The sequence below is a fragment of the Candidatus Ruminimicrobium bovinum genome (genome assembly GCF_902760015.1).
Lineage (GTDB): Bacteria > Elusimicrobiota > Endomicrobiia > Endomicrobiales > Endomicrobiaceae > Ruminimicrobium > Ruminimicrobium bovinum.
Genome location: NZ_CACWEU010000036.1, coordinates 1 through 12,837, shown reverse-complemented (window position 1 = coordinate 12,837; position 12,837 = coordinate 1). Strand labels below are relative to the sequence as shown.

9 protein-coding genes, 3 tRNA genes and 1 pseudogene are annotated in these 12,837 nt (G+C 29.7%); 11 read left to right on the top strand and 2 right to left on the bottom strand.

The features are described from left to right. Window positions 1–778, bottom strand: a pseudogene (locus tag ACMUOV_RS01225) (hypothetical protein); the annotation flags it as partial. A 378-nt stretch (window positions 779–1,156) separates the two neighbouring features. Here ACMUOV_RS01225 and ACMUOV_RS01220 point away from each other — a divergent pair. From ACMUOV_RS01220 to argB, 9 genes are all read left to right on the top strand, one after another. After that, window positions 1,157–1,660, top strand: a complete 504-nt coding sequence (locus ACMUOV_RS01220; protein WP_413852999.1) for a DUF4833 domain-containing protein — start codon at window positions 1,157–1,159, stop codon at window positions 1,658–1,660. Window positions 1,661–1,683: 23 nt separating this feature from the next. Continuing rightward, window positions 1,684–1,774: transfer RNA gene (locus ACMUOV_RS01215), tRNA-Ser, on the top strand. Between the two features lie 8 nt (window positions 1,775–1,782). After that, window positions 1,783–1,865, top strand: a tRNA-Leu gene (locus tag ACMUOV_RS01210). Window positions 1,866–1,959: 94 nt separating this feature from the next. Beyond that, a complete protein-coding gene (gene mfd, locus ACMUOV_RS01205) occupies window positions 1,960–5,019 on the top strand; it encodes a transcription-repair coupling factor (RefSeq protein ID WP_413852997.1) in 3,060 nt (1,019 codons plus the stop codon). Window positions 5,020–5,119: 100 nt separating this feature from the next. Continuing rightward, window positions 5,120–5,884 carry a TrmH family RNA methyltransferase gene (locus ACMUOV_RS01200; RefSeq protein WP_413852995.1) on the top strand — a complete coding sequence of 255 codons (765 nt, stop codon included), beginning with the start codon at window positions 5,120–5,122 and terminating at the stop codon, window positions 5,882–5,884. Beyond that, window positions 5,881–6,924, top strand: a complete 1,044-nt coding sequence (locus ACMUOV_RS01195; RefSeq protein ID WP_413852993.1) for a BamA/TamA family outer membrane protein — start codon at window positions 5,881–5,883, stop codon at window positions 6,922–6,924. The genes ACMUOV_RS01200 and ACMUOV_RS01195 overlap by 4 nt, the downstream gene beginning before the upstream one ends. Before the next feature lie 98 nt (window positions 6,925–7,022). After that, window positions 7,023–7,586, top strand: a complete 564-nt coding sequence (gene rsmD / locus ACMUOV_RS01190; RefSeq protein ID WP_413852991.1) for a 16S rRNA (guanine(966)-N(2))-methyltransferase RsmD — start codon at window positions 7,023–7,025, stop codon at window positions 7,584–7,586. A 2-nt stretch (window positions 7,587–7,588) separates the two neighbouring features. Further along, window positions 7,589–8,350 (top strand): RecB family exonuclease, encoded by a 762-nt coding sequence (locus ACMUOV_RS01185; protein ID WP_413852989.1) that lies wholly within the window; start codon window positions 7,589–7,591, stop codon window positions 8,348–8,350. A 32-nt stretch (window positions 8,351–8,382) separates the two neighbouring features. Beyond that, the gene (gene argB / locus ACMUOV_RS01180) at window positions 8,383–9,132 is read left to right on the top strand and encodes an acetylglutamate kinase (RefSeq protein WP_413852987.1); all 750 of its coding nucleotides are present in this window, start codon (window positions 8,383–8,385) and stop codon (window positions 9,130–9,132) included. A 9-nt stretch (window positions 9,133–9,141) separates the two neighbouring features. Here the strand turns inward: argB and ACMUOV_RS01175 are convergent. Further along, a tRNA-Gly gene (locus ACMUOV_RS01175) sits at window positions 9,142–9,212 on the bottom strand. 254 nt (window positions 9,213–9,466) lie between these two features. Between ACMUOV_RS01175 and ACMUOV_RS01170 the strand changes: the two genes are divergently transcribed. Beyond that, window positions 9,467–12,265 (top strand): PD-(D/E)XK nuclease family protein, encoded by a 2,799-nt coding sequence (locus ACMUOV_RS01170; RefSeq protein ID WP_413852985.1) that lies wholly within the window; start codon window positions 9,467–9,469, stop codon window positions 12,263–12,265. Between the two features lie 76 nt (window positions 12,266–12,341). Continuing rightward, window positions 12,342–12,752: a MazG family protein gene (locus ACMUOV_RS01165; RefSeq protein ID WP_413852983.1), complete on the top strand. Its 411-nt coding sequence runs from the start codon at window positions 12,342–12,344 to the stop codon at window positions 12,750–12,752. The last annotated feature ends 85 nt before the right edge of the window (window positions 12,753–12,837 follow it).

The following is a 12,837-nucleotide window of genomic DNA, read 5'->3' as shown; positions in this document are numbered from 1 at the left end:
TTGAATCATCTTTACTTCCCATTACTGCAATTGCACCGAAATGGTCTGCAGTGTTACCATTAAACTCTGTATCTTCTACAACCAAATGACCTGTCGATAAAATTGCACCTGCACCGAAGGCTTGGTTTTGCCCAAAATAAGAATTCTTTACGGCTAATGTACCGATTTTTACTGATACCTGATCAACGGAAGCATGCCCAATTACTCCGCCTACTCCGGAAGGAGTATTACCGGTTCCACTTGTAGTACCGGGAACTATAATATTATTTGTAAAAGAAGAATAATTTACTGTAACATTTCCGCCTTCATTAAATATTACGGTACCTGCACCGCCATCTTTTTTAAAATTTGTAAACACCGCATTATTGATTACGGTTTCTTTGGAAACTTGTTTATAAATAGGGTTACCATCGTCATCGGTACCTATTTGTATTTTATTTCCATTATCCAAAACAAAATTAGTTCCAGTTTCCATACCGCCGGCAACCGAATTACCATTAATTGTTTTATCGTTACCGTTTATGGTAAGAGAATCTGCACCTTGTTTTCCTAAAGGATTCGTACTCGTTGCTGTAATTTCAGGAGTGCTGATTTCTATTGTGTATTCTGCAATTTGATCTTGTTGTATTGCATTTATCAACCCTATTTCGTCAGGTGAAGTTGATTCGGTTTCCCATTTTGTTACATCTTGTCCGTAACTTAACGGGCTGAAAGCTAAAACTGCCGTCAACAAAACCGCTAAAAACTTACTTCCTTTTTTTAAACACGTGTGATACATGTTTTCTCCTTTGATACTTTTATTTTATATTAAAAATTTATAATAACAACTGATAAGCCAAGGTCAAAATCTACGATTTCTTAGCTGAAAATTTATAGTTTAACGACGAGATTTCTCTTCCTTAACGGTCATTGAAATGACAGAAAAATTTCACAATGATAAAAACACCCTAAAAGTAATTATGAAGATTTTACTACATATTGTAAAGTAAAGTCAAGGAAAAAATTTGCCTTGCAAATTTTTACTGAAAGGTTGAATGCTTGAAAAGTTTATTAACTACATTAAACTGGACACACGCATTAATTTATTGTAAAATAGTTAGGTTACGTTAAAATTATTATTACATTGAATTCTTATGTAATATGACGGAGATTATAAGTGAAAAAAATTATTTTTTCTGTATTATTATCTTTTTTTTGTTGCAATGTTTTATTGGCAAATACTTCCGTAAGGTTATTTCACATGGAAAGAAGTAAAAGTGCAAACATCATTTGTTACGATGCAATTTTAAATGAAGACGGAAAATTTAACATTAATAACCCTGTTGACGGATATTGGGTTATACGTGCAAAGAAAAACGGTAAAATGGAAAATTTAAATGCTTGGGATAAAAAAGCTTACGGATTTATAGTAAGTTACGATGAAAAAAGTAACAGTTTTGATTTTTCTTTAAAAGATATTAATAGAAAAATGACGATTTTGATGGTTGACGGAAAGCCCAAACTAAAAATATTAATAAACAATATGGATGCTTATTTGGAAAAAGTTTACATACAAACAAAAAAGAATGCTTCAGGAACACCGAAGGTATTGTTTTATACTCTATACGGTAAAACAGCTTATACAAATGAACCGATAGAAGAAAAAGTAATTGCAAAGTAATTGTAACATTACTGTTATGCCAAGGAGAGATGGCCGAGTTGGTTTAAGGCGTCAGTCTCGAAAACTGATATAGAGGAAACTCTATCAGGGGTTCGAATCCCCTTCTCTCCGCCACGAATTTTGCCGAGGTGGTGGAATGGCAGACACACAGGTCTCAGAAGCCTGGTCCTGCAAGGGAGTGCGAGTTCAAATCTCGTCCTCGGCACTGCAACGGCAATGTATAACGCATAATGTATAGTTTACAATTATAATTAACGACAACTGCCACCAGCAATTTACAATTTATAATTTACAGTATTATGAATAATAAATTTTATGTTTCCGGTATCGGGCAAAGTTCAAAAGCACATTTTATTTCAAACTGTTTATTGGAAAATAACATTTCAAATTTATTGGTAATATCAAATGAAGATGAAATAGAAAATACGGTCGATGACTTGCAAACATTTTTGCAAACTGAACAAATTAAAATTTTTTTATATCCGCATACAAGCCCGCAGGAAAGAATAGTAACATTATCCAAAATACTGACAAACAACAAAAAAAACATTATAGTTACTACCGAACAGGCATTAAATATGCCCGTTGCAACAATGACCGCAGTAAAACAAAACACACTTGTTTTTAATATTAACGGTTCCTACAATTACAATAAAACTACCGATAAACTACAACAAAACGGATATTTAAGGGTTGCCTTTGTTGAAGAAAAAGGTCAGTTTGCCGTTAGAGGTGAAATTATTGATATTTGGCCCTATGATAAAGAAGATCCTGTCAGAATAACATTCGAATTTAATAAAACAGAAACAATTAAAACTTTTGATTATATAACACAAAAATCAAACGGTTATTTAAAAGAAATCTCAATCCTTCCGTGTATGGAAAAAGAATCTGCAGGTAATACAAGTTCTTTGTTGGAACAATTAAATAAAAATTACTATATTTTTTGTGATGAAGAAGTTTTAAAAAATAATAACTTTGATAAATTTAATTTAATAATTAACAGCCCCTTAAATAAAAAAGCAATTTACTATCCGTATTCCGGTTTTAGCGGTTTTCAAGGCGACATAAAATATTTTATTGATTTATTAAAAATGTTAAATGAAAAAAATATCAATATAAAAATTTATTGTTCGAATGCTTCCGAACAACAAAGAATGCTTGATATATTACATAAAAACAATTGGAAAGATAAAATTCCTGAAATTATTTTGGCACCGTTATGGTTCGGCTTTTATTTAAAAGATAAATTAGCCGTTATTTCATCAAAAGAATTATTGTATAAAAGAAAGCAGGTAAGTTTCCCGAAATTCAAATCAGGTAAAAGATTGGAAGGTATATGGGAAATAACCGCAAATGATTATGTCGTTCATGAAAAATACGGTATAGGCAGATACAGAGGATTAAAAAAAATAACACAGGACGATAAAACCGCCGAATATTTGTGTATAGAATATAAAAATAAAGATAAGTTATATGTTCCTTTTGATGAATTTAAAGTTGTAAAAAAATATATAGGTGTTGAAGGTGTAAAACCGAAATTATATTCCATGGATACGTTTGCATGGGAGCATGTAAAACAAAGAGCACGTGAAAATGCTTCCTTGTTTGCAAAAGAATTATTACAACTTTATGCACAAAGAGCAGCTGTTAAAAGAACACCTTATCCGGAAGAAACCTCATTGGAAGCAGATCTTGCAAATTCTTTTATGTACGAGGAAACAGCAGACCAAGTAAAAGCAATAAAAGATATTGAAAATGATTTTGCAAAACCTTATCCTATGGAAAGACTTATATGCGGTGATGTGGGTTTCGGTAAAACGGAAGTTGCAATAAGAGCAGCTTTTAAAGTTGCTTGTAATTCAAAACAGGTTGCCGTTTTAGTTCCGACAACGGTTTTAGCACAACAACATTATAATACTTTTACAAACAGACTTGTAAATTTTCCGATTAAAACAGAAGTATTAAGCAGATTCCAAACAAAAAAACAACAGAAACAAATTTTGGAAAACGTTAAAAACGGAAAAACAGATATTGTAATAGGAACTCACAGTCTTTTACAAAAAGATGTTGAATTTTCAAACTTAGGTTTACTTATTATCGACGAAGAACATCGTTTCGGTGTTAAGCAAAAAGAAAAAATAAAAATGATTAAAAAAAATATTGATATGCTTTTACTTTCGGCAACTCCTATCCCGAGGACATTATCCGGTGCATTATACGGTTTAAGAGATTTATCTTTAATAGAAACTCAACCTGTAGGCAGACAACCCATTGAAACCGTAATTTCAACTTATGATAAAAAACTTATAAAAAATGTTATTGAAGCCGAAATTTCAAGAGGAGGACAGGTTTTTTACGTCTACAACAAAGTTGAAACAATTTTAAATAAAGCACATGATTTGAATAACCTGGTTAAAGATATCAAACTCGGTGTTATTCACGGTCAGATGAAATCAAATGAAATAGAAAAAATTATGTGGCAATTCATAAATAAACAAACAGATGTTTTACTTGCAACTACCATTATAGAATCGGGAATAGATATTCCGACTGTTAATTCAATGATAATAGAAGATTCCGTTAATTTCGGTCTTTCACAACTTCATCAATTAAGAGGCAGAATAGGAAGAGATAAACAAAAAGCTTATTGTTATTTGCTTTACGATAAAAGCAATTTAACCGATGAATCCGTAAAAAGATTGCAGGCAATGAAAGAATTCAGCGAGTTAGGTTCCGGATATAAACTTGCTTTAAAAGATTTGGAAATAAGGGGAGCAGGCGCAATATTAAGTGCAAAACAACACGGCTTTGTAAAAGATGTAGGTTTTGATATGTTTGCAAGAATGCTTGAGGAAGAAGGCAAAAAAATAAGAAATATTCAAGATAACAACGAAGTTAAACAAATAGATACCGAAATTGATTTACAGGTAGAAGCTTACATACCGGAAAATTATATTGAAGATGAAGACATAAGAATATTGTTTTACAGAAAAATAGCAAATATAACAAAAGAAAGCGAAATTGATGATATAAAAGAAGAGCTTAAAGACAGGTTCGGCAAAATAACAAATTCCGTTGAAAGTTTATTTGAAATTTGTAAGATAAAAATTAAAGCACATAAATTATCCGTAACAAGATTATACGAAGATAAAAATTTTCTTTTTGTATTTTTTTCAACGGCATTTGCACCGGACAGCATGGATATAATTTCTTTTATAAATAAATATAAAAACAAAATAGAATTTATACGAAACAATGCTTACGGCTTTAAATTAAAAAAGGATAATTCCGTAAATAAATTTAATTTTATAAATATGTTTTTAAACGATTTTCAAACATTTATTAAAAACGGTTAATTTTATATAATTAAACAAATTACTTTGCAATTTATCAGTTGAGAGTTTAGAGACGAGGGGCTAAGTTTTAAAGTAAAAATTTGCGAGACAAATTTCTAAAATGTATATAACAAGTATGTCAAACAATATTATCAGGGAAGTATTGTCTCTGCATAACAAAAAATTCAGAGACGAGAAAGATTTATTTATTGTTGAAGGTAAAAAACAAACGGAAGAAATAGAACACGATTGGCAAATATGTTACTTTGTAGCAACAAAAGAATTTGAAAACAAAATACAAAATAACGGTAAAATTTATTATGTTTCCGATTCTGTTTTTAAAAAAATTTCAACAACCGTTACGCCTCAGGGAATAATGGCAATAGTAAAAAAGAAAAATTTTGATATTGATAAAATAACAAACAAACAAAACGGATTATTTGTTATTTTGGATTGCTTACAGGACCCGGGTAATTTGGGAACGATTATCAGGTCGTCGGCAGCTTTCGGTGTTGACGGTATTTTCATATCAAAAAACAGTATTGATGTCTTCAGTGATAAAGTTGTTCGTTCCACAACGGGTGCAATATTTAAAGTTCCGATAATAACCGAATGTAATATTTTGGAAATCGTAAAAATTTTGAAAAATAAAAATATTACAGTTTACTCTTTGGATTTAAAAGCAAAAAAATATATTTCACAAATAAAATTTAATATGTCGGCTGCAATTATAATCGGCAACGAAGCTAAAGGAATAGAAAAAAGTATAATAGAAAAATCGGATGAAAAAATAAAAATTAAAATGACAAAAAACATTGAATCATTAAATGCTTCGGTTGCCTGTTCAATTGCTTTATATGAAATTTCAAAACAAAAAAATTTATGAAAAAAATTTCAACAATTTTATTTTTTATTATTTTTATTGTTTCAAATAATCTATTTGCGGATTCTGCAAATACGTTTTTTCTTGTTCCGTTTTATACATCCGACACAAGCGTAGGTATTACTTTTACCGATATGTTACATTTTAAAAAAGAAGAAAATAAATTTTATTCTTCTTTAAGTATGTTTGCTTTATACACGGCAAAACATCAGTTTGTAATAGGTGCCGTTCCTTCAATATATTTTGACGGGGATAATTATTTATTGGAAGGTAAACTTGCTTATTCCAATTTTTTAAAAAGATTTTACGGTATAGGAAATAACTCCCGTAAAGATGACGAAGAAGAATATATAAACAGAAATCACGGCTTCTCAATAGCATTTTCAAAAAAAATAGTTAAATATTTAATGGTCGGTGTTCAGTATGATTTGTCCGATATGACGATACAGGATACCGATGATGACGGAATTTTACAATATATCAAGACGGACGGTGTAATTTCCGGAGCAGGTTTTAAAGTAAAATTTGATACAAGAAACAGCAACATCTATCCTACAAAAGGTATTTTATTCAAAGCGGATTACCTGCTTTATAACAATCAGTTGGGAAGCAAATATAATTATTCAAAAACAAAAATAGATTTTAGAAATTATTTCTATATATATAAAAGCAAAGTTTTATTTTCTTATCAAATATACGGTGAATTTAATAACGGGAAAGTTCCAGTTCAACAGTTGGCTTCATTGGGCGGACAAAATTTATTAAGAGGATACCTTTCCGGAAGATATATTGATAACATACTGTTGGCAATTCAGCCGGAAATTAAATTTAAAATAACAAATTCATTACAACTTGCTTTGTTCAGCGGCATAGGTAATGTTTATGAAAATTTGGAAAGTATAAATTTAAGGAAAATACAACTTGCTTCAGGTGTTGGTTTAAGAATAAAAGTAAAAAATAATCCGAGAATAAACTTTAGAATAGATGTTGCCGCATCAAACCAATCTACCGGAACTTATTTTACAATAATGGAAGCATTTTAAATGCAATTTACAATTTATAATGCAGAATGTACTTTTCTGAGTGAAGACAAAAAAGAAAAATTTTTGTAAAATATCCGAAAATATTATTAGGGTTTTATATGCTTAAAATTATAGGCGGAACTTTTAGAGGAAGGCAATTAAAAACATTGCCGAAAGATGATTTTTCAATAAGACCGATGCTCGGCATGATGAAAAAATCCGTATTTGATATTATTACTCCTGTTATTTCGGACAGTTTCTTTTTGGATTTATATGCAGGTGTAGGTTCCGTAGGTATAGAAGCTTTATCCAGAGGAGCAAAAAAAGTTGTTTTTGCCGAAATTAGCGATAAATCAATAGCACTTGTAAAGTATAATTTAAAAATGCTGAATATTGAAGATAAAGCAGACATCATAAAATGTGATGTTTTAAAAGGGTTTCCTAAATTTCAAAACAAATATGATATTATTTTTTTGGGGCCTCCTTATAAAGACGGAGCCAAAAATGCCCTGGCATTAACATATCCGACTTTAAAAAATATAGTTTTATTTTCAATACTTAAAGAAAACGGTATAGTAATTTCTCAACGGCACAGAAACGAACCTGTTGACGAAGTTGCGGGCTTAACTAATTACAGAACGGAAAAATACGGTGACACCGTAGTAGCTTTTTACAGGATGTAAAGATGAGAGATAAAACATTTAAAATAAGCTATTCAAGAATTAACACTTATTTGTTCTGTCCTCATAAATACAAATTGATTTATTTGGAAAACAAATACATTCCTTTAAACGGAGATATTGCTTTCGGAAATTCCGTTCATAAAACACTCGATTATTTTTATAAACAAGCAATTTATACTTACGAAGCTTTGATTGACAGTTTAAATTTTTGCTGGGAAAGCAGCGGTTATGAAACAAACCAGGATGTATATATAAGTTATTTAAGAGCCAATGAAGTTTTAAAAAATTTTTGGGATACTTTCGGGAAAAATATACCTAAAAAAATTTATACGGAACATAATTTCAAAGCAGAAATAGGCAAATATCCTTTTATCGGAATAATTGACAGAATTGACGAATACGATGACGGCAGCAGAGAACTTGTAGATTATAAAACCCACAAAGTTATGTGGACACAGGAAAAAATTGATAACGATTTACAACTGAGTTTATATTGTCACGGATGTAAAGTTGCATTAGGTTTTATTCCCGATAAAATAGCAATTTACTTTTTATCCCACAATAAAAAAATATATACCGAAAGAAATCAACAACAAATAGATGATGCAATAAATTTATCTTTGAAAGTTGCAGAAAAAATAAACAAAAAAGAATTCACACCCAATAAAGAAAAATGTAATTTTTGTGACTTTAAAACAAGTTGCAGATTCAGTTGTTTTAAACAAGAAACCGATTTTAAAGTTAAAATCGGTGATTTAATTTAAAAAAAGCTGAAGGTCCGAAAGATGGAGGAATAATGAAAAACATAACAGTAATAAAATTCGGCGGAAGTTTAACAAAAAACAAAGAAGCTCAAAAAAAGTTTATAAAAGATTTGGCACAAATATCAAAAAAACAAAATATAGTATTGGTTCACGGCGGAGGTCCGGAAATAAATAATTTACTTGAACGGTTAAGTATAAAATCAAAATTTATTAACGGATTAAGATATACCGATGAAAAAACATTGGAAGTTGTAGAAATGGCATTAAGCGGTAAAGTTAATAAAATGTTGACTGCGGAACTTATCAAATGCGGTGTTAAAGCATGCGGTATATCTGCAAAAGACGGTTCAATTGCCGTTTGCAAAGTAAAAAAAGAATTAGGTTTTGCAGGCGAGCCCGTAAAAATAAACGTAAAACTTATAGAAACTTTAATAAAAGGCGGATTTTTCCCCGTAATATCATCTGTAGGCATTGATAAAAATGCTCATGCAGTTAATATAAACGCCGATACTCTTGCTACAAATATTGCGGTAAATTTTAAAGCCGACAAACTTATATTTTTAACTGACGTTGCAGGGGTTTTGGACAAAAACAAAAAAACAATAAAAAATATAAAAATAAAACAAGTAAATAATTTAATAACGGATGAAGTAATAACAGGCGGTATGATACCTAAAATAAAAAGTGCCGTATCTGCAGTAAAAAAAGGTGTTAAACAGGTATTGATTATAGACGGAAATGCCGGAATCAAACAACTTAAAGGGACAGTAATTTCAAAATAAAAAAATAAGAGCGGGCAATGGGAATCGAACCCACATCTCCAGCTTGGGAAGCTGGGGTTTTACCACTAGACTATGCCCGCACCGACTTTTTTTATTCTATCTATTTTTTTATTAACTGTCAACCTATGCAGCTGAGAAGCTGAGAGTTTAACGGCAACGGCAAAGGCAAAGGCAAACGACAAACGGCAATGTATAATTTACAATGTAAAATGTATAAACGGCAGCTGAGAACGAACACTTCGTGTTCTTGGCTGAAGAGCTGAAAAGTTGAAAAATTTAACGACAAACGACGAATGACAAACGACAAATAATAAATTTTTATTTTGGAGAAGCAATGACATCAAAAATAGAAACTATACCGTTAAATAAAAACCTTGTTAACTATACTTCCGACTATATTTTAAATTTAACAAAAAGCATAAAACTTGAAGATATTGCAATAATAATGCCGTCAAAAAGACCGGCATTATTTATAAAGAGAGAACTTTCAAAAAAAATAAAAAAAGCTTTTATTCCCCCCGCATTTTTTACTTTTGATAACCTTATTGAACAAATATCTTTACAACTTTTAAATAAAACGGCTATTTCTCGAATTGACGGCAGTTATATAATTTATAATATAGTAAAAAAACTTATCCCTGATTTTTACGATAACAATGCTTCTTTTGCCGGCTTTTTTGAATGGGCAAATGAAATACTTAGCTTTATAGAAGCTGCAGATATTGAAAAAATTTCAAATAAAAAATTATTAAATGTAAAATTAAATGCCGAGATAGGTTATGATGTTACCGATGATATTAACGAACTGTTGAAACATTTATACTTAATAAGAGAAGAATTTCATAAAATTTTAGATGATACAAATCAAACCACAAGAGGATATTCCTATTACAATGCAGCTTCGGTAATATCAAATTTTTTTAAACAATATAAACAAATAATTTTATTTAATCCGTATTATTTGAACCAATCCGAAACGGATATGTTTAAAATTTTGTTTAAAGAAGAAAAGTTAATCGTTATAGCAAAAGGCAATCCTGAAAACTGGCAATGTTTAAAAAAAATATATACGGACTTTAATTATCCCTTACCGAAAGTACAAAACGAAAGCCGTAACAGCAACATAAATTTTTATTCCGCCTACGATAATCAATCACAAGCATGCCTTGTAAAAAATTTAATTGCAAAACTTCCCAAAGAAGAATTGTCCGATACCGTTATAATTCTGCCCGACACAACGGCATTACCTTCAATAATGTCAGAAATTTATTCTTTAACAAATGATATAAATATTGCCGTAGGTTACCCTGCAAACAAAACAACACTTTGGGCATTACTAAACACATTGATAACAACTCAAAAGAATAAAAAGCAGGACGGCAGTTATTCGACAACCGATATTGTTTCAACAATAAATAATCCTTTAATAAAAAATATAAGGTTTATAGGTAACCCGGAAGTAACAAGAATAATTATTCATAAAATAATTAAACATTTTGACAAGAATAATATTGATGCCAAATTTAGAAATTATTCTTTTATAAATTTGAATTTGATACGAAACAATACCGAAGTTCTTAATGAAATTGCTTCAAATTTGCATGATGTATCGGAAGATACAATTAAAAAAATAATCGATGAAATTTTCGATTTGTTTTTTTACCGATTTGCAAATATTACAACATTGAAACAATTGGGCATATATTTAAAAGATATTGCCGATATAATAACACAAAAAAGTTTAATAAATACTTATTCATTTAATTTGGGAGCAGTAAATTTATTATACACGCTTTCGGCACAATTACAGGAAAGTTTATGTATAAATGAAATTTTAAGTTTTAACGAAATTTTATTTCTGTTAGAAAATATTTTAAGTAAAGAAAACATAGCACTTACCGGAACACCTTTAAAAGGTTTACAGGTTCTTGGAACACTTGAAGCAAGAGGACTTTCATTTAAAAATGTTTTTATACTTTCAATGTCCGACAACATTTTGCCATATACAAAGCCGCCAAGCCCTTTAATTCCCAATGATATTATGAATTTTTTAGGAATTAAAAATATAAGCCAATATACCAATATCCAAAAATTTCATTTTACAAGTTTAATACAATCAAGTATAAATAATTATTTGATTTATATTGAAGACGAGCAAAATTCAAGAAGCAGATTTATTGAAGAACTTATTTGGGACAAACAAAAAGAAGAAAAAAATATGGAAAGTGTAAAAGTTACAAAAACAATTCTTCCGGCAAAGTTTTTTTCAGATGAAAAACACGAAATAAAAAAAACGGATTCCGTAAAACAAATATTAAAAAACTTAAAATATTCGGCAACAAACATTGATACATACCTGCAATGCAAATTGAAATTTTATTATATGTCGGTATTAAATTTATCACAAGACAATAATTTTAACGAAGAAAATGAAAACAAAGAAATAGGTTCTTTTTTACATTTATTTCTTGAAAAAGCAATGAAAAAAGGAACAAAAAAACAGGATTTAGACGATAAATTTTTTCAAATTTATAAACAAATATTGGAAACGAGTTTTGACGAAAGGTTTAAACAAAACACGGGGAAAAATTATTTATTAAAAAAACTTTTTATTAAAAAAATGACTGACTTCTATAAAAACGAACAATCCGAAAAAAGAAACTTTGAAATAATAACGGACAATGAAAATAAAATTTATTCTTTCATTACCGTCGGGAATGTAAAATATAATTTAACGGCTAAAACAGACAGAATTGACAAAGATATAAACGGTAAAATATACATAATAGATTATAAATCCGGTAAAGCCGGTAACATACCGAACATAAAAGAACCATATAAATACTCAAGGGAAAATATCGCAAAAAACATAAAATCTTTTCAATTACCACTATATAAATATATTTATGAAAACGAAACAGGAACTACCGTTGAAAACTGCATGCTGTATTCTTTACAAGAAATGGAGTTAAAACCTCTTTTTAAAAACGGACTTGATAACGATTTATATAATGAATATATAAATCAATTAAAATTCATTATTGAAGAAATAAACAGCGATACTCCTTTCAGAAGAGAAAGCTACGACACCTTTAAATGCACTCTTTGCCCGTTCTTTTTTTTGTGCAATTAAAAATTTGTTAAACAAAATTTAATGGAATTATAAGGTTATGAATTTATAGGTTTAACGACAAAATAAGGGGTTATAAATGAAAACAAATAAAAAAATTGAAAAATTTTTGAAGTTGGTAGATATTTTTAAAAAGTTAAGAGGCAAAAACGGCTGTGCTTGGGATAAAAAGCAAACAAACAAAACACTTATAAAATATTTATTTGAAGAATCGGAAGAATTTAAACAAGCCGTCAAAAAAAATGATATAGATAATATGAAGGAAGAACTCGGTGATGTATTGTTACAAATAATTTTTCATGCACAAATAGCAAAAGAAAATAAATGGTTCGATATTTATGATGTAATTGACGGTCTAAATAAAAAACTTATAAGACGCCATCCGCATGTTTTCGGAAAATCAAAAGCAAAAACACCCGAAGAAATAACCGCCCAATGGAATAAAATAAAAAAGCTTGAAAAAAAGAAAAAAAATAAACTTAAAAAATAAAAAACGGAGAGGGAGGGATTCGAACCCTCGGTACAGGCTTTCACCTGTACACCGGTTTAGCAAACCGGCGCACTAGACCAACTAT

What these genes read in the sequence shown, in the direction of transcription:
- mfd (WP_413852997.1), top strand. Translation starts at nt 1,960, where the DNA reads ATGAATAATAAATTTTATGTTTCCGGTATCGGGCAAAGTTCAAAAGCA.
- ACMUOV_RS01200 (WP_413852995.1), top strand. Translation starts at nt 5,120, where the DNA reads ATGTATATAACAAGTATGTCAAACAATATTATCAGGGAAGTATTGTCT.
- ACMUOV_RS01195 (WP_413852993.1), top strand. Translation starts at nt 5,881, where the DNA reads ATGAAAAAAATTTCAACAATTTTATTTTTTATTATTTTTATTGTTTCA.
- rsmD (WP_413852991.1), top strand. Translation starts at nt 7,023, where the DNA reads ATGCTTAAAATTATAGGCGGAACTTTTAGAGGAAGGCAATTAAAAACA.
- ACMUOV_RS01185 (WP_413852989.1), top strand. Translation starts at nt 7,589, where the DNA reads ATGAGAGATAAAACATTTAAAATAAGCTATTCAAGAATTAACACTTAT.
- argB (WP_413852987.1), top strand. Translation starts at nt 8,383, where the DNA reads ATGAAAAACATAACAGTAATAAAATTCGGCGGAAGTTTAACAAAAAAC.
- ACMUOV_RS01170 (WP_413852985.1), top strand. Translation starts at nt 9,467, where the DNA reads ATGACATCAAAAATAGAAACTATACCGTTAAATAAAAACCTTGTTAAC.
- ACMUOV_RS01165 (WP_413852983.1), top strand. Translation starts at nt 12,342, where the DNA reads ATGAAAACAAATAAAAAAATTGAAAAATTTTTGAAGTTGGTAGATATT.